15 protein-coding genes are annotated in these 16,337 nt (G+C 54.9%); 7 read left to right on the top strand and 8 right to left on the bottom strand.

Annotated features, from left to right (window positions below; translation table 11 throughout):
* Window positions 1-26: 26 nt before the first annotated feature.
* Together QMZ65_RS10190 and QMZ65_RS10185 are read right to left on the bottom strand one after the other, a co-directional pair.
* A complete protein-coding gene (locus tag QMZ65_RS10190; protein WP_097117560.1) occupies window positions 27-800 on the bottom strand; it encodes an amidohydrolase in 774 nt (257 codons plus the stop codon).
* Window positions 788-1,948, bottom strand: a complete 1,161-nt coding sequence (locus tag QMZ65_RS10185; RefSeq protein WP_283215935.1) for a pyridoxal phosphate-dependent aminotransferase — start codon at window positions 1,946-1,948, stop codon at window positions 788-790. The genes QMZ65_RS10190 and QMZ65_RS10185 overlap by 13 nt, the downstream gene beginning before the upstream one ends.
* Window positions 1,949-2,078: 130 nt before the next feature.
* On the opposite strand from QMZ65_RS10185, the gene QMZ65_RS10180 reads away from it, so the two are divergent.
* The 3 genes from QMZ65_RS10180 to QMZ65_RS10170 are packed head-to-tail and all read left to right on the top strand — an operon-like array spanning window position 2,079 to window position 3,917.
* Window positions 2,079-2,693 (top strand): methylthioribulose 1-phosphate dehydratase, encoded by a 615-nt coding sequence (locus tag QMZ65_RS10180; RefSeq protein WP_160867981.1) that lies wholly within the window; start codon window positions 2,079-2,081, stop codon window positions 2,691-2,693.
* Entirely contained in the window at window positions 2,690-3,373 is a 684-nt protein-coding gene (gene mtnC / locus QMZ65_RS10175; protein ID WP_034825368.1) for an acireductone synthase, read from the top strand. The genes QMZ65_RS10180 and mtnC overlap by 4 nt, the downstream gene beginning before the upstream one ends.
* A gap of 1 nt (window position 3,374) precedes the next feature.
* Window positions 3,375-3,917, top strand: coding sequence for a 1,2-dihydroxy-3-keto-5-methylthiopentene dioxygenase (locus tag QMZ65_RS10170; protein ID WP_034825366.1), 543 nt, complete (start codon window positions 3,375-3,377; stop codon window positions 3,915-3,917).
* Window positions 3,918-4,085: 168 nt separating this feature from the next.
* On the opposite strand, the gene mtnA is transcribed toward QMZ65_RS10170, so the two are convergent.
* Window positions 4,086-5,105 (bottom strand): S-methyl-5-thioribose-1-phosphate isomerase, encoded by a 1,020-nt coding sequence (gene mtnA, locus QMZ65_RS10165; protein ID WP_160834031.1) that lies wholly within the window; start codon window positions 5,103-5,105, stop codon window positions 4,086-4,088.
* A 105-nt stretch (window positions 5,106-5,210) separates the two neighbouring features.
* On the opposite strand from mtnA, the gene mtnK reads away from it, so the two are divergent.
* Window positions 5,211-6,410, top strand: a complete 1,200-nt coding sequence (gene mtnK / locus QMZ65_RS10160) for an S-methyl-5-thioribose kinase (protein ID WP_283215934.1) — start codon at window positions 5,211-5,213, stop codon at window positions 6,408-6,410.
* Window positions 6,411-6,534: 124 nt separating this feature from the next.
* On the opposite strand, the gene fadE is transcribed toward mtnK, so the two are convergent.
* The gene (fadE, locus tag QMZ65_RS10155; RefSeq protein WP_097117554.1) at window positions 6,535-8,979 is read right to left on the bottom strand and encodes an acyl-CoA dehydrogenase FadE; all 2,445 of its coding nucleotides are present in this window, start codon (window positions 8,977-8,979) and stop codon (window positions 6,535-6,537) included.
* A gap of 243 nt (window positions 8,980-9,222) precedes the next feature.
* Here fadE and lpcA point away from each other — a divergent pair, with 243 nt between their 5' ends.
* Both lpcA and QMZ65_RS10145 read left to right on the top strand, forming a co-directional pair.
* Window positions 9,223-9,801 (top strand): D-sedoheptulose 7-phosphate isomerase, encoded by a 579-nt coding sequence (gene lpcA / locus QMZ65_RS10150; RefSeq protein WP_283215933.1) that lies wholly within the window; start codon window positions 9,223-9,225, stop codon window positions 9,799-9,801.
* 49 nt (window positions 9,802-9,850) lie between these two features.
* Complete coding sequence (locus tag QMZ65_RS10145) at window positions 9,851-10,618, top strand: class II glutamine amidotransferase (protein ID WP_058961548.1); 768 nt, start codon at window positions 9,851-9,853, stop codon at window positions 10,616-10,618.
* Here QMZ65_RS10145 and dpaA read toward each other — a convergent pair.
* Window positions 10,589-11,332 carry a peptidoglycan meso-diaminopimelic acid protein amidase gene (gene dpaA / locus QMZ65_RS10140; RefSeq protein WP_058961547.1) on the bottom strand — a complete coding sequence of 248 codons (744 nt, stop codon included), beginning with the start codon at window positions 11,330-11,332 and terminating at the stop codon, window positions 10,589-10,591. The genes QMZ65_RS10145 and dpaA overlap by 30 nt on opposite strands.
* A 243-nt stretch (window positions 11,333-11,575) precedes the next feature.
* On the opposite strand from dpaA, the gene dinB reads away from it, so the two are divergent.
* The gene (gene dinB / locus QMZ65_RS10135) at window positions 11,576-12,631 is read left to right on the top strand and encodes a DNA polymerase IV (RefSeq protein WP_097117553.1); all 1,056 of its coding nucleotides are present in this window, start codon (window positions 11,576-11,578) and stop codon (window positions 12,629-12,631) included.
* Window positions 12,632-12,704: 73 nt separating this feature from the next.
* Here dinB and QMZ65_RS10130 read toward each other — a convergent pair whose 3' ends face one another.
* From QMZ65_RS10130 to QMZ65_RS10120, 3 genes are read right to left on the bottom strand one after another with little or no spacing between them, the layout of a single operon-like run.
* On the bottom strand, window positions 12,705-13,775 hold the full coding sequence (locus QMZ65_RS10130; protein WP_283215932.1) for a sugar ABC transporter substrate-binding protein: 1,071 nt from the start codon (window positions 13,773-13,775) through the stop codon (window positions 12,705-12,707).
* Between the two features lie 27 nt (window positions 13,776-13,802).
* Window positions 13,803-14,801: an ABC transporter permease gene (locus QMZ65_RS10125; RefSeq protein WP_160834030.1), complete on the bottom strand. Its 999-nt coding sequence runs from the start codon at window positions 14,799-14,801 to the stop codon at window positions 13,803-13,805.
* The gene (locus QMZ65_RS10120) at window positions 14,798-16,303 is read right to left on the bottom strand and encodes a sugar ABC transporter ATP-binding protein (protein ID WP_160834029.1); all 1,506 of its coding nucleotides are present in this window, start codon (window positions 16,301-16,303) and stop codon (window positions 14,798-14,800) included. The genes QMZ65_RS10125 and QMZ65_RS10120 overlap by 4 nt, the downstream gene beginning before the upstream one ends.
* Window positions 16,304-16,337: the final 34 nt, after the last annotated feature.

Here is a 16,337-nt window from a genome sequence, read left to right as displayed (position 1 = left end):
TAAAACCCCGGAAAACCGGGGTTTTTTTATGACTTCAATGTATAGCCATCGGCATCTCGCCACGCCGGGAAGCGTTCGCGATAGGCTTGCAGATCGTCCAGCGACAATTCCGCATCGAGACGGGCGCGGGCAAAAGGCTCGCCTGCGGCCAGAATCTCGCCCAATGGCGAAATAATCCGACTGTCCCCGCTGTACTGATGGCTGTTGCCATCGCTACCGACGCGGTTGCAACCGGCAATGTAAGCCTGGTTTTCAATCGCACGCGCTAACAGCAGTGACTGCCAGTGCAGCGCACGTGGTGCTGGCCAGTTGGCAACGTACAGCGCCAGATCGTAATCATTGTGATTGCGAGAGAACACCGGGAAACGCAGGTCGTAGCAAATCTGTGGCAGAATACGCCAGCCGCGCCAGGTGAACACTTCTCGCGTATCACCCGCAACGTAATGCTGATGTTCATTGGCCATGCGGAACAGATGACGTTTGTCGTATTGGTGCACGGTGCCATTCGGTTCAACCAGCAGAAAACGGTTCACGGCGCCTTTTTCAGTCTGGATGGCTGCGCTGCCACCGACCAGCGCATTGCTGGTTTTCGCATGGCTGTGCAGCCATTCAATGACCTGTTGCTGCGGCAGCGAACTCTCTGCTGCTTCCATGGCAAAACCCGTGGTGAACATTTCGGGCAGCAGAATCAGATCGCGACCTTCAATGCCTTTCAATACGCCATCGAAGTGATGAAGGTTGGCTTCGCCGTCCATCCAGCTCAGGGTTTCCTGCAGAACGGTAATTTTTAAAGCTGACATAAGCGCTCCGCAGCGGCGATAAGTGTCGCGGGTTGTTTGGCAAAGCACAGGCGAATCAGCTTGTGCGGGAATGGATCGGCACAGAATACCGACAGCGGAATGGCTGCCACGCCGACTTCTTTGGTTAGCCATTGGCAGAAACTGACGTCATCCAGATCGGAAATGGCGCTGTAATCCAGCAGCACAAAGTAAGTGCCTTCGCACGACAACACCTTGAAGCGGCTACCCGACAATGCATCAACCAGACAATCGCGGCGTTCGCGATAGAAGGCCGGCAGGTCACGATAGTGTTCCGGCTCCTGACGCAGCATATCGGCAATCGCCAGCTGCGCCGGGGTATTAACCGAAAACGTCAGATACTGGTGTACTTTACGGATTTCGGCGCTGATCGCTGCTGGTGCAACACAGTAGCCCACTTTCCATCCGGTCATATGGAAGGTTTTGCCAAACGAAGAGACGGCAACGGCACGCTGGCGTAACTCGGCATGCGCTAACACGCTGGCGTGGCCCTCTGCATCAAAACAGATGTGTTCGTAGACTTCATCGCTCAACACATAGATTTCCTGCTCAGCGATCGCCTGCCATAACTCGGCATGATCGCTTTTTCGCCACACGGTCGCAGAAGGGTTGTGCGGCGTATTCAGAATGACTAAACGGGTTTTCGCGCTCAGCAAGCTGCGGAATTCACTCCAGTCAACGCGGAATCCCGGTGGCTGCAATGCAATGCGTTTCAGCACGCCGCCGGCCAGTTGAACAGCAGGCGCGTAACTGTCGTAGCTGGGATCGAAGCAGATCACTTCATCGCCCGGACGCACCAGCGCCGTAATCGCGGCATACAGTGCCTCGGTCGCGCCGGCGGTTACAGTGATATCACTGTTAACATCGGGCGTGTGACCGTAAAGCTCAGCCGTTTTATCGGCAATCGCTTCACGCAGGGGTAACACACCGATCATCGGCGCATATTGGTTTGCGCCCTGGCTCACATGATAGGCCAGACGATCCTGTAAATATTGCGGGCCGTCAAAATCCGGAAAACCCTGTGATAAATTGATGGCGTTGAACTGCGCGGCAAGGGCGCTCATTTGCGTGAAAATCGTGGTGCCGAGCGCCGGTAATTTGCTCTCGGGAGTCAGGTTGAGCTGCGTCATTATTTAGTGGCCTTAAGCGCGAATGTCGATGCGGAGAAACCCTGTGTTGCTGCCACTCTACACAGGATGCTAATATTTGGCAATCGAGACGCTTAGACGTCTAAAACAACTGCGGAGCCTCACCTTCACTATGACGGATTTTCTCCCACTGGAACATTTAGTGGCCGCCTGCCACTGGATTGGCGCAAAAGGCTGGGCACCCGCGACGGGCGGAAACATGTCGGTGCGCCAGGATGCCGAATATTGCCTGCTAAGCGCATCAGGTAAAGATAAAGGCAGTTTGACGCGTGATGACTTTATTCAGGTGGAGATCGCGACAAACAGTGTCCCTTCGGGACGTAAACCGTCGGCGGAAACCGGGCTGCATACCCTGATTTATCGCTTGTTCCCACAGGCCGGGGCTGTACTGCATACCCATACGGTGAATTCTACCGTACTGTCGCGTGTAGAGAAGGGCAGTGCGTTGCTGCTGAGCGGCTACGAGATGCAGAAAACCCTCGCGGGTCAGGACACGCATCTCAATACCGTTGCGATTCCGCTGTTTGATAACGACCAGGATATTGAGGCACTGGCGCAGCGCATTGAAGCTTTTGCGGCGGACACGCCGTTGCGGTACGGCTTCCTGTTACGTGGTCATGGCTTAACCTGCTGGGGCAAGGACGTCAACGAAGCGCGCCGCCACCTGGAAGGGCTGGAATTCCTGTTTGAATGTGAACTGCAACGTCGACTGCTGGAGACCCAATGATTCGCGCGATTGTTACTGATATCGAAGGCACCACCAGTGATATTCAGTTTGTGCACAATGTCCTGTTTCCTTATGCACGTCAGCATCTGGCAGCCTTCGTGCGGGATAACCAAACGGATGAGAAGGTGGTTGCGGCGCTAAACGCAGTGCGTGAAGAGTCAGCGGCGCCACAAGCATCGCTGGATGACCTCATCGCCACGCTGATCGGTTTTATTGATGAAGATCGCAAATCGCCGGGGTTGAAAGCGCTGCAAGGGATGATCTGGCGTGCGGGTTATGTTGAAGGTCAGTTCACCGGCCACCTTTATCCCGATGTGCTGCCCGCCTTTGAACGCTGGCAGCAACAAGGGATTGCCCTGTATGTTTATTCCTCGGGATCGGTGCCTGCGCAGAAACTGTTATTTGGCTACAGCGATGAAGGTGATTTAACCTCGCTGTTTAGCGGCTATTTTGATACAGCGGTTGGCGCCAAGCGTGAAACCCAGTCGTATCACAACATCGCCGAACACATTGGCCTGGCACCCTCTTCGTTGCTGTTCCTGTCAGATATCCATCAGGAACTGGATGCCGCGGCACAAGCAGGCTGGCACACATTGCAGTTAATTCGTGGCGAGGCCGATAACGCCAGTCGCCATCACCAGGTAAACGATTTTTCGCAGATTAATCCGGAGTCGATTTAACATGAGTGCACTGACAATTTTTAGCGATACCGAGTCCAGCCAGCCACTGTGGCACAGTACCGATGCCGAGGCGATTCGCGAGCGCCTGAACGCCAAAAACGTTCGCTTTGAGCGTTGGGAAGCGGATCGCGATCTGGGTAACGACCCTGACGCTGAAACGGTGATCAAAGCGTATCAGCACGCGATCGATCGTCTGGTGGCAGAGAAAGGTTATCAGAGTTGGGATGTGCTGAGCATGCGTGCAGACAATCCTAACAAGCAGGCGTTGCGCGAGAAGTTCCTGAATGAACACACGCACAGCGAAGATGAAGTGCGTTTCTTCGTCGAAGGGTCTGGCCTGTTTTGCCTGCATATTGGCAGTGAGGTTTACCAGATTCTGTGCGAGAAGAATGATCTGATTTCAGTACCTGAAGGCACGGCACACTGGTTTGATATGGGCTCTGAACCGCACTTTACCGCGATTCGTATTTTCGATAATCAGGAAGGCTGGATCGCCAACTTTACCGGCGACAAGATTGCGGATGCTTATCCTCGTCTGGCATAACGCGCTGTGCGCTTAAACCTGCATACGAATAAATGGAATCAGCCATTGAAAGGGCACTCTTCAGAGTGCATCTGACACCATAGGGCTCGGCAACGTAAGGTCGCCATTTATGGCGACTTTTACATATCTGGCGCACCGTCAACACAGGATACGCCATCTGGTGCACCCTTAAGGCTGAAAAATCCCTTCCTTAACCTGATCTGGCGTCACGACGCCAGTATCCAACACCCAGCCGCTAATCAGTGCAGCTGGCGTGACATCAAACGCCGGGTTGTAGACCACCGCATTATCCGGTGCCCACTGCACACTACCAAAACTGCCGGATACGCCGGTGACTTCACTGGCGGCACGCTGCTCAATCGGGATAGCATCGCCGTTCGGGCATTGACGATCCAGCGTGGTGTGCGGCGCCGCCACATAGAACGGAATGCCGTGATAGTGCGCCAGTACCGCCAGGCTGTAGGTGCCGATTTTGTTCGCCACATCGCCGTTGGCGGCAATGCGATCCGCGCCGACCCAAATCGCATCGACCACGCCGCGCGCCATTAAACTTGCAGCCATCGAATCGGTGATCAGCTGGTAGGGAATGTGCAGCTCGCCCAGCTCCCACGCGGTTAAACGACCGCCCTGCAGCAGTGGTCGCGTCTCGTCCACCCAGACGCTTTTCACCAAACCTTGCTGATGGGCATGCGCAATCACGCCCAGTGCGGTACCCACGCCTGCGGTGGCGAGACCGCCGGTATTACAGTGCGTCAGGAGCTGGCTGCCGGGCTTGACCAGAGCGCTGCCGGCGCGGGCAATGTTGTCACACAGCTGCTTATCTTCTGCCACCAGGCGCAGCGCTTCGGCGCTTAGGGCGTTGACGTGATCGCTCTCCGCCAGCGCAATCTTCATACGATCCAGATTGTTCATCAGGTTGACGGCAGTCGGGCGTGACGCACGCAACACCTCCAGCGCTTCCGCCAATGCCGCGCGGGTGACACCTTGCTCGCCCAACAGCGCCAGCAGCAAGCTGGCTGAAAGGCCAATCAGCGGAGCGCCGCGCACGCGGAGCGCATGGATATGATCAACCAACTGCGTCACAGTGTGCGCAGGCAGCCAGTTTTGTTGTTGTGGCAGCGCTTGCTGGTCGAGGATCCACAGTTGATTATCGCGGACCTCAAGACTGGTGGTACGAAGTGTTTGCATGGTGTGAAATCCCTGTTGCGTTAATGGCGGCTATTGTGCCAACATGCGTGACGGATGTATAGACGTCCAAACGGCTTATTACTATCGAATGTCGAGGAACAGGCAATGTCGCAATACCGTACCTTCACCGCTGCTGATGCGGTGGAATATGCTAAAAAATTTGGCGGTGTGGACGATCCGTCAGCGCTGGTCAGCGCAGAAGAGATCGGCGATGGTAATCTCAACCTGGTGTTCAAGATTTTCGATAACCTGGGACAGAGCCGTGTGGTGGTGAAACAGGCGCTGCCCTATGTGCGTTGCGTGGGTGAGTCCTGGCCGTTAACGCTGGATCGCGCGCGCCTCGAAGCGCAGACGCTGGTTGAGCACTATAAACATTGCCCAGAGCACACGGTTAACGTCACCCATTATGATGCCGAACTGGCGGTGATGGTGATGGAAGATCTCTCCAGCCATCGCATCTGGCGCGGCGAGCTGGTGCAAGGGGCTTACTACCCTGAAGCGGGTCGTCAGCTGGGCGAATATCTGGCGCAGACGCTGTTCCATACTTCTGATTTTTTTCTGCATCCGCACAAGAAAAAGGCCGAAGTCGCGCGTTTCATTAACCCGGAAATGTGCGAAATCACCGAAGACCTGTTCTTCAACGATCCCTTTATCGATCACGAGCGTAATAAATACCCGGCGGCACTGGAGCCGCTGGTGGTCAGCCTGCGCACTGACGATGCGCTGAAAATCGCGGTGGCCGGGCTGAAGCACCGCTTCTTTGCCGATGCCGAAGCGCTATTGCACGGCGATGTGCACAGCGGCTCCATCTTCGTGGCCGATGGTAGCCTGAAGGTGATCGATGCGGAGTTTGGCTATTTCGGTCCGATAGGCTTTGATGTCGGCAGCGCGATTGGCAATCTGCTGATTAACTACTGCTGCCTGCCGGGCCTGCTGGCCCCGCGTGAAGCGGCAGAAGGGCGCGAGCGTCGTCTGAGCGATGTGCATGAAGTCTGGACGCAGTTCTCCAGCCGCTTCCTCGAACTGGCACACGCCAACACTTCTGATGTGGCGCTGGCGTATCCGGGCTATGCGGAAGCCTTCCTGCGCAAAGTATGGAGCGACACCATTGGTTATTGCGGCACGGAACTGATTCGTCGCACCGTGGGCATGTCACACGTTGCCGATTTTAAACAGATTGCTGATGATACCATGCGTACCGAATGTATTCGTAGCTGCATCACGCTGGGCCGTACGTTGATTCTCGCGGCAGATCATATTGCGGATGTCGATGCGTTAATTGCGCGTATTCGTCAGGCGGGGTAAGTCAGGCTTCAATCTTATAAGTGCGCCATTCACTACCCGCTTTGGCAGCGAAACCGCTGTATGTATGCGGGATAAGTTATGCCAGGCCCCATTAAAAAAGCCTCCGTCAGGAGGCTTTTTCGTTTTATGCCGCTTCACTGGCGCGTGTGGCGCCTTTATCCTGCGGCTTCGGTGAGGCCAGTGCCTCCGGCACAAACTCATCGACGTTGATGGCTTTGAGACGGCTGGCTTCAGCGCGCGTCAGTACTTTGGCTTCGCTCTCATCAATCCAGCCCTCTTTCAACGCACGCTGTGCCAGCGCATCCAGACGGGTAAACGACAGATGTTTTTTCTGCTGCTGGCAAAGACGTTCATGAATCACTTCCGCTGCCATCACATCCTGCAGCGCCTGCTCCAGTTGGCCTGCTGGATTGTGTTCGCTTGGCGTCAGGTACATGCCACGGCCCAGCCGCGTACGAGTGGCTGACGGCAGTTGCAACAGCTTCGCCAGCTTGTGGTCCAGTTTGTCAGACGGTGCCGGGCAGTGTTTGCCACCGGCGAAAATCACCATGCGCAGCGCGCCTGCCACCAGGCGATTAGGGAAGTTACGCAGCAGGTCATCCATCGCCACCTCAGCCTGATGCAGCGCATCCTGTACGCCCCAGTGCACCAGCGGCAGATCGGCTTCATTGCGGCCTTCGTCGTCAAAGCGTTTCAGGGTGGCAGAAGCGAGGTACATCTGGCTCAGCACATCCCCTAGACGTGCTGAGATACGTTCACGACGTTTCAGGCTGCCGCCTAACACCGCCATCGACACATCTGACAGCAGTGCCAGGTTGGCGCTCAGGCGGTTGAGCTGCTGATAGTAGCGGCGGGTCACGTCGCGGGTTGGCGATGCGCTGGTGCGGCCTCCGGTCAAACCGAGCCACAGACTGCGCACTTTGTTGCTACCGACATGGCCAATATGGCTGAACAAGGCACGGTCAAAGGCCACCAGATCGTTTTTCGCCGCAGCGTTCATCTCTTCCAGCACCCATGGATGGCAGCGAATCGCGCCCTGGCCAAAGATGATCATGCTGCGCGTCAGGATATTGGCGCCTTCCACGGTAATCGCAATCGGTGCGCCCTGATAAGCCCGCGCCAGGAAGTTGTTGTCGCCCAGCATAATGCCTTTACCGCCGGCGATATCCATCGCATCGATAATGGCGCGCTGGCCTCGGTGGGTGCAGTGATATTTCACAATCGCCGACAGCACCGCCGGTTTTTCACCCAGCATAATGCCGCTAGTGATAAGCGTAGCCGCCGCATCCATCACATAGGCGTTACCGGCAATGCGTGCCAGCGGTTCCTCGATGCCTTCCATTTTACCGATAGAGACTTTGAACTGACGACGGATATGCGCATAAGCACCGGTTGCCAGCGCAATGCTTTTCAGACTACCGGTCGAGTTGGAAGGCAAGGTGATGCCGCGACCGACTGACAGACATTCAACCAGCATACGCCAGCCCTGACCGGCCATCGACGGGCCACCGATGATGAAATCGATCGGCACGAAAATATCTTTACCGCGTGTTGGACCATTCTGGAACGGCACGTTAAGCGGGAAGTGGCGATGGCCAATCTCTACGCCCGGCGTTTGCGTCGGGATCAGGGCGCAGGTAATGCCCAGCTCTTCAGTCTCACCCAGCAGATGATCGGGATCGGAGAGTTTAAAGGCCAGGCCAAGCACGGTAGCAATCGGTGCCAGCGTAATGTAACGCTTATTCCATGTCAGGCGCATGCCCAGCACTTGCTGGCCTTGCCATTCGCCCATGCACACCACGCCAGTATCCGGAATGGCACCCGCATCCGAACCCGCTTCCGGGCTGGTCAGCGCGAAGCACGGAATTTCATCGCCGCGTGCCAGACGTGGTAAATAGTGATCTTTCTGCTCATCGGTGCCGTAATGCTGCAACAGTTCGCCTGGGCCGAGTGAGTTAGGTACACCCACGGTGATCGCCAGGATACCGGAAACGCCCGCCAGTTTTTGCAAGACGCGCGCCTGAGCATAGGCGGAGAATTCGAGGCCGCCATACTCTTTCTTAATGATCATGGCGAAGAAGCGATGCTGCTTGAGATACGCCCACAGTTCCGGCGGAAGATCGGCCAGTTCGTGAGTGATCTGGAAATCATTCGCCATACGACAGGCTTCTTCGACCGGCCCCTCGAGGAAGGCTTGTTCCTCTTCCGTCAGGCGTGGCTGCGGATAGTTGTGCAGTTTCTGCCAGTCTGGCTTGCCACGAAACAGATCGCCTTCCCACCAGGTCGTACCGGCATCAATCGCTTCCTTTTCCGTACGCGACATCGGCGGCATCACTTTCTGGAAGCTGTGCAGCGCAGGTTTGGAGAACATACTGCGACGCATGGCCGGCAGATTGAAGGGCAGCAGGATAATCGCCAGTGGCAGCAGCAGCCACGGCGTCCACAGGCCTGCAGCAGCCAGCCCGGCGGTCCATAGCAACAGGATTACGCTGCTGAGCCGCAGCGAAACTTGATGGTAAAAGAGGGCGCTAATGACAATCAGCGTCGCGACAATCGAGGCAAGCAACATAATGAACCGCTCCGTAAGTTGTAAGAGGTCTGACCTGTTATAAGGTAAGGTTTAGAGCAGTGGTCGCTTTTTAGCAATCTGTTTACATCGCAATTACAACAGAACTCACAAAATCGCACTCTCTGGACACCAACAGAGCAGGAATGGCAAAGCCCGGGCCTTTTTCCCCGATGCAGGCGCTTTGCGGCTTTGTCCCATTCCGTTAAACTTGCAGAGTAAATCTTTCCTCTAAAGGACATCCCTATGTATCAGGACATTATTCGCTCAGAACTTAATGAAGCAGCCGATACGCTTAATAAATTCCTGAATGACGAAGCGAACATTCACGCGATTCAGCGCGCGGCAGTCTTGCTGGCAGACAGCTTCAAAGCAGGGGGCAAAGTGCTCTCCTGTGGCAACGGTGGTTCTCACTGTGATGCGATGCACTTTGCTGAAGAACTGACGGGGCGCTACCGTGAAAATCGTCCTGGCTACCCGGCGATTGCCATCTCTGATGTGAGCCACCTTTCCTGCGTCAGCAACGATTTTGGCTATGACCATGTGTTCTCGCGCTATATCGAAGCCGTAGGCCGTGAAGGCGATGTACTGCTGGGCCTGTCCACTTCAGGTAACTCGGCGAACATCATCAAAGCGGTAGAAGCGGCACGCGCCAAAGGGATGAAAGTGATTACCCTGACCGGTAAAGATGGCGGCAAAATGGCAGGCACAGCGGACATCGAAATTCGCGTACCGCATTTTGGCTACGCTGACCGCATTCAGGAGATTCACATTAAAGTGATTCATATCCTGATGCTGCTGATCGAAAAAGAGATGGTTAAGTAATGACGCGTCACTCCTGCTCACGCGGGAGTGCTGACTTAAGGCGGTTGCTATGTGCGAATTGCTCGGGATGAGCGCCAATGTCCCCACGGACATCTGTTTCAGTTTTACCGGTCTGGTGCAGCGTGGCGGCGGAACCGGGCCACATAAAGATGGCTGGGGCATCACTTTCTATGAAGGAAAAGGGTGCCGCACATTCAAAGATCCTCAGCCCAGCTTTAACTCACCGATCGCCCGTTTGGTGCAGGAATACCCGATCAAATCACATTCCGTGGTCGCTCATATCCGCCAGGCGAATCGTGGTGAAGTGTCGCTGGAAAACACCCATCCGTTTACCCGTGAGCTGTGGGGACGTAACTGGACCTACGCGCACAACGGGCAGCTGAAAGGCTACAAACAGCTGGAGACCGGGACTTTCCGACCCGTTGGCGAAACGGACAGTGAGAAAGCGTTTTGCTGGATCCTGCATAAGCTGTCTGAGCGTTATCCGCGCACTCCGGGTAACTGGCCGGCGGTATTTCGCTACATTGCTGAGCTGGCGGCTGAGATGCGCGAGAAGGGCGTGTTTAACATGCTGCTGTCGGACGGTCGATATCTGATGGCGTTCTGCTCGACCAATCTGTATTGGATCACTCGTCGTGCGCCTTTTGGCAAAGCCAAGTTGCTCGATCAGGATGTAGAAATTGATTTTATGCAGCAGACAACCCCGAAGGACGTTGTGACGGTGATTGCGACACAGCCGCTGACAGGAAATGAAACCTGGCACCGAATAGTGCCAGGCGAGTGGGCATTATTTTGCCTGGGTGAGCGCCAGGAATGACTTCGAGGCAGCATCCGGTGTAGAAATCACCGGCGTGCTGTTCACCGCATATTGACCCGTCGTCGTCACATTAACCGTTGGCGGTATGTGGTACTTCTCGAAGTACGCATAACCCGGCTGCAGTTCACGCCAGAAGTTGATGTACGTTGAGTAGCGATGACGCTGCATATTGCTATCGGTCATATGGAACGGATAGATATTGATCTGTACATCCTGCTGACCGTTGCGCAGCGCAGCGTTGACGTAGGTAAAGATCTCGTCCATTGATGCGTTGGTCATGGCGTAGCAGCCAATTGAGACGCAATCACCGTGAATCATCAAATAGTTACCGTCATAGCCTTTATCACGATCGTATTGATTCGGGAAGCCGGTATTAATCGCGCGGTAGAAACGGCTGTCCGGTTTTAACTGGTTCAGCTTAACGTTATAAAACCCCTCCGGACTTTTAAAATCGCCCTGACGACGCTTAGGCCCTAATCCGCCAGAGAAATTACAAATGCGATAGCTGTCCAGCAGACGATATTCATTACCGATTTTGCCGTACAGTTCCAGCGTACGCTCTTCCTTGAAGATCTGAATAAAAACAGGAGTGCCAAGTAATTGTTTCTTTAACTCTTTGCTCACCGGTGCCGACAGTTGCGTTGGCTCTGGTGAAATGGCCCAGCTAAGGACTGGCATAAGAATCATCGCAAGCCACAATGCGATTCTGCCCATTCTGTGTGTACCTTGAAGTGAAGAGAGACGATGACGCTGAGCGTCTTGGTATTGCATTATCGGAAATATCCGCTACCGCAGCGCAACATTAACATTGTCTGAGGTTTAATCAAGACAGTCTCCGTGAAAATGGTGCAATCCTAAAGGGATTACGACCAGAATTTTGTAAACTTTAATTCATCGCTCAACAAATATTGCCGAAGTTTTTTGCTGCTGTATACTTATCCAGTATTCGGAGGGCGTATGCGCAAAATCATTCATGTCGATATGGACTGCTTTTTCGCGGCCGTTGAAATGCGCGACGATCCTTCATTAACGGATATACCTATCGCCATTGGCGGCAGCCGGGTGCAGCGTGGTGTCATCAGCACCGCCAACTATCCCGCGCGCAAATATGGCGTGCGCAGCGCGATGCCGACGGCAATGGCGCTCAAGCTCTGCCCGCATCTGAAATTACTGCCTGGACGCTTCGATGCCTATAAAGAGGCGTCACGCCAGATACGCGATATTTTCTCACGCTACACCCCATTGATTGAGCCCTTATCACTGGATGAAGCGTATCTTGACGTCACCGATAGCGAGCATTGTCAGGGATCAGCGACGCTAATGGCGCAGGCGATACGTGCCGATATCCTGCGCGAAACCGGTTTAACCGCCTCGGCTGGCATTGCGCCGATCAAATTCCTCGCCAAGATCGCCTCCGATTTAAATAAGCCCAACGGGCAATACGTCATTACACCGCAAGTGATGCCGGATTTTTTACTGACGCTACCGTTGAGCAAAATTCCTGGCGTAGGAAAAGTGGCGACCAAAAAACTGGAAGAGATGGGACTGCGCACCTGCGCCGATGTGCAGAGAGCCGATCTCGCCTTGCTGCTGAAGAGATTTGGTAAATTCGGCCGCGTGCTCTGGGAGCGCAGCAACGGCATTGATGAACGCGATGTGGTGGTGGAGCGCGAACGCAAATCGCTCGGTGTCGAACGCACATTGATGGAGGACATCCACAACTGGGAGCAGTGTCTGGCAATCATTGATTACCTCTATGCTGAGCTGGATCGACGGCTGACAAATATCCGTCCCGACAAGCAAATCGCGCGTCAGGGCGTGAAGCTCAAATTTAATGATTTCCAGCAGACCACGCAGGAGCATGTCTGGCCGGTGTTGAACAAGGATGACATGATCGCAGTGGCGCGGCAGGCATGGGATGAAAGGCGTGCCGGGCGCGGCGTGCGGTTGGTGGGATTGCATGTAACGCTGGTGGATCCGCAATTGGAGCGGCAGCTAGTGTTGGGTTGGTAAAACCTTGAGTATGGCCTTGGCTATCATCCTGGCGGCTTGAAGCGCCGCCAGGATGCCCTATTCGCCCACTGAATTACTTCTTAGTGTACTTCGCTTCCAGCGTGGCAAACCACGGCGCAACAAAATCGTTGTTCACACCCCAGCCTGGAATAATCTTGTTCAGGGTTGCTACGTTAATCGCCCCTTGCTGGCTATTCAGCAACTGCTGCGAAATGGAAGACGCTTTAAACTCGTAGCTTGCCGGAGTGGCTTCACCCGCGATTTTATTGGCCACTAAGCGCATATTGACCGCACCGATGGTTTTTGGATCGACCGCGACCGTCTGCACCCATGGGCTGTTCTTCTCATGCATCAACTGCAAGTCCTGGTTGGACACGTCAATACTGTAGATTTTGATTTCAGTACGACCATTCTCTTGTAGCGCTTTATAAGCACCCTGACTGAACGCATCCCACGACGCCCAAATCGCATCTATTTTACCTTTAGGATATTTTGCCAGGATCGCACCCACTTTGTTGGCGGTGTCGCCCTGTACATCGGTAGAAACTGCGCCAATGGATTCCAGCTGATGAATGCCTGGATTCTCTTTCAGCAGTTTCTCATACACCACCTGGCGGCGTTCCTGCGGCGGGAAGCCTGCGACCCACAGTTTGATGATGTTGGCTTTACCATGGAAATCACTGATCAACTGACCCAGTGACGCCTGCGCCAGCGAGGCATCATCCTGCGCAGTGACGGTCACGCCATTGACCGGCGTATTTACCGGGGTATCAAAGACGGACAGTTTGATACCTGCATCGACAATGTGTTGCACCAGAGCGGTGGAGTAGGGTTCTTTGCCGTGAGAGAGAATGATGCCATCGTATTTCTGGCTGATCGCCTGATTAACAAAGTCCTGGAAACGCGCATCATCGCCGTTACTCAGGAAAGTACTGACTTTAAAGCCCAGTTGACGACCTTGCTGAATGGCACCGGCAATAAACTGCGTGGTGTTATCGTCAGACCCCAGGTTACGGATGATGGCGATGCGCACCGGACCTTCGTGATTCGCAATCGCTGCGGGAACCGGGGTAACGGTATCGGCAAAGGCAGCGCTGGCGTTCAGCAGGCTTAAGGCCAGCAGCGAAAGGGTAATTTTTTTCATTAGAATCTCTTTCTCAGTAAACGCGCCTTAGCGGCGCTGAATGTAGGTAATCGCCAGGGCCAGAGCCAGCACCAGGCCTTTGATAATGTCCATGGCGTAATAAGGCACGGACAACATCACCAGCCCGTTCTGCAACACACCCAGAATCACCGCGCCCACCAGCGTACCGAGCGCGTTAGGTTTGCCGGAACCGGCCAGCGAGAAGCCGATCCATGCCGCGGCAACGGCATCCATCAAATATCCACTGCCGGCGTTCACCTGCGAGGAGCCAATACGCGATGCCAGCAGAATGCCGCCTAATCCGGCCAGCAGCGATGCGAGTACATAGGCCAAAACGCGGTAGCGCGTGGTGCGAATACCGGAAAGGCGTGCGGCTTCTGGATTGCCACCCAGCGCGTACATGCGACGGCCATGCTTGGTCAATGACAGTGCCAGTTGTGCCACAATCGTCACTACCAGCATGATGATCACAATGGTCGGCACCTGACCCAACAGACCGAACGCTGCGGGGATAGTGCCCTCCGCCATATCGCCGCTTGGCATCACCATATTCTCGGTAATCGAACCGCCGAAGCTGTAAGTCATCGCCACGCCCTGAATGACAAACAGGGTGGCCAGTGTAGCCAGCATGTCGGGAATGCGCAGAATCACGATCAGGAAGCTGTTTAGCAGCCCCACCAGAGTGCACAGCAGCAGCGTGATGATAATGGCTTCGGTGGTGCCAAAGCCGTGCCAGACAAACAGCGAAATCACCAGCGCATTGGCCAGTGAGGCGGTTGAGCCTACCGACAAATCGAAGCCGCCGATGGTCAGCGAAATCGACACACCAATCGCAATTACCGTGACGATAGCAATCGAACGCAGGATGTTGATGATGTTGGTGGGCTCGAGGAAGCTGTCCGATGCCAGACCAAACCCAGTGATCAGAATCACCACGGTCAGCAACATGCCCCATTTATAGAGAAAATCGAATAGTTTATGACGCAGAGAAACCTGCGGGTTCAGGGATAGTTCTTTGCTGCTCACGCAGGGGTTCCTCCGGTGGAATAAAGCAATAGCATCTCTTCTGTGGCCTGACGACCTTCCATCTCTGCCACAATGCGCCCATCCCAGAGCACACAAATACGGTCACATAAGCCGACCAGTTCGGAAAACTCGCCCGAAGCGTAGATGATGCCTTTGCCTTCACGTGCCAGGCCGTCAATCAGGCTGAACAGATCGGTTTTGGCTTTGATATCGACACCTTTAGTTGGCTCATCAAGAATCAGCACATCGGCGTTGTTGCGCAGCCATTTTCCAATCGCCACTTTTTGCTGATTCCCGCCCGACAGACGACGCAGAATCTGCGCCGGGCCGGTGGTACGCACGTTGAGGCGCTGAATCACCTCTTCGGCCCAGCGCCAGGCCTGACGATGACCGAACAGGCTCCAGCGGGAAAAACTGTTGTCCGCGCTGACGCTCAGGTTCATGCTCACCGGTTCATCAATGAAAATACCCTCTTTACGACGCTCTTCCGGCACCAGCGCCATACGGTTTTCCACCGAATCATGTGGAGAACGCGGTCGCCACGGTTTGCCGTGCAGCTCGCCTTTTTCTACGCGGCTTTTGTTTGCACCAAACAGCGCCTTACACAGCTCGGTTTTCCCTGCACCCGCTAAGCCGGCAATGCCGAGGATTTCGCCTTTGCGCAGATGCAATGAAATGTCCGCCAGCAGTTGATCATCGTGCAGACCTTCCACCGACAGCAGCAGCGGTTGCTCACTCTGTTCACGGCGAGGTGGATAGACATCGGTCAACTGGTGCCCCAGCATTTTCTCAACAATCTGCTCGCCACTCAGTGCCGCCATCGGGCTGCTTTCAATCAAGCGGCCATCACGCAACACGGTTAAGCGATCGCAGATGGCTTTTAGTTCGTGAATGCGGTGGGAGATAAACACCACGCCAATGCCGTTGCTTTGTAAACGACGCACCACGGTAAACAGACGCTCGCTTTCATGCTGATCCAGCGGCGCGGTCGGTTCATCCAGAATGAGAAAACGGCAGTGATGGGAGAGGGCGCGCGCCAGCAGGATTTGTTGTTTCTCCGCCAGCGAGCAGCGTTCCACCAGACGATTAACATCGATGTTCACTTCCAGCTGATTGAGCAGGGCACGCGCCTGACGGCGGATCTCGCGCCAGCTATAGACATGGCCGGGTTCTGCCAATTGATCGAGCAGGATGTTTTCCGCCACGCTCAACTGCGGTACCAGCGCCACATCCACTTCCTGCTGCACCAAATGAATACCGAGTTTTTTGGCATCGCGCGGGGTGCGAATCGAGACCGGCTGGTCATCCAGCAGAATTTCACCGCTGTAATGATTATGCGCGCCGGATAGCACCGCCATCAGGGTGGATTTTCCTGCGCCATTGGCCCCGGTCAACGCATGCACCGATCCGCCCTCGGTCAGAAAATCGACCTGGGTCAGTGCGGCAAAACCGCCAAAAGCGATGGAGATATTACGCATCTCCAGGCGGTTAATCGCACTCATGGGGCAGGCCTTTCATTAAGAGAGTGGGTGGCAT

The organism is Pantoea sp. EABMAA-21 (assembly GCF_030053335.1).
GTDB lineage: Bacteria > Pseudomonadota > Gammaproteobacteria > Enterobacterales > Enterobacteriaceae > Pantoea > Pantoea communis.
The sequence above is the reverse complement of the archived record's forward strand: the minus strand, read 5'-3'. Positions and strand labels throughout refer to the sequence as shown.

Bases quoted from the DNA above. Each gene is read 5' to 3' on its own strand.
- QMZ65_RS10190 (WP_097117560.1), bottom strand. From the start codon at position 800: ATGTCAGCTTTAAAAATTACCGTTCTGCAGGAAACCCTGAGCTGGATG.
- QMZ65_RS10185 (WP_283215935.1), bottom strand. From the start codon at position 1,948: ATGACGCAGCTCAACCTGACTCCCGAGAGCAAATTACCGGCGCTCGGC.
- QMZ65_RS10180 (WP_160867981.1), top strand. From the start codon at position 2,079: ATGACGGATTTTCTCCCACTGGAACATTTAGTGGCCGCCTGCCACTGG.
- mtnC (WP_034825368.1), top strand. From the start codon at position 2,690: ATGATTCGCGCGATTGTTACTGATATCGAAGGCACCACCAGTGATATT.
- QMZ65_RS10170 (WP_034825366.1), top strand. From the start codon at position 3,375: ATGAGTGCACTGACAATTTTTAGCGATACCGAGTCCAGCCAGCCACTG.
- mtnA (WP_160834031.1), bottom strand. From the start codon at position 5,105: ATGCAAACACTTCGTACCACCAGTCTTGAGGTCCGCGATAATCAACTG.
- mtnK (WP_283215934.1), top strand. From the start codon at position 5,211: ATGTCGCAATACCGTACCTTCACCGCTGCTGATGCGGTGGAATATGCT.
- fadE (WP_097117554.1), bottom strand. From the start codon at position 8,979: ATGTTGCTTGCCTCGATTGTCGCGACGCTGATTGTCATTAGCGCCCTC.
- lpcA (WP_283215933.1), top strand. From the start codon at position 9,223: ATGTATCAGGACATTATTCGCTCAGAACTTAATGAAGCAGCCGATACG.
- QMZ65_RS10145 (WP_058961548.1), top strand. From the start codon at position 9,851: ATGTGCGAATTGCTCGGGATGAGCGCCAATGTCCCCACGGACATCTGT.
- dpaA (WP_058961547.1), bottom strand. From the start codon at position 11,332: ATGGGCAGAATCGCATTGTGGCTTGCGATGATTCTTATGCCAGTCCTT.
- dinB (WP_097117553.1), top strand. From the start codon at position 11,576: ATGCGCAAAATCATTCATGTCGATATGGACTGCTTTTTCGCGGCCGTT.
- QMZ65_RS10130 (WP_283215932.1), bottom strand. From the start codon at position 13,775: ATGAAAAAAATTACCCTTTCGCTGCTGGCCTTAAGCCTGCTGAACGCC.
- QMZ65_RS10120 (WP_160834029.1), bottom strand. From the start codon at position 16,303: ATGAGTGCGATTAACCGCCTGGAGATGCGTAATATCTCCATCGCTTTT.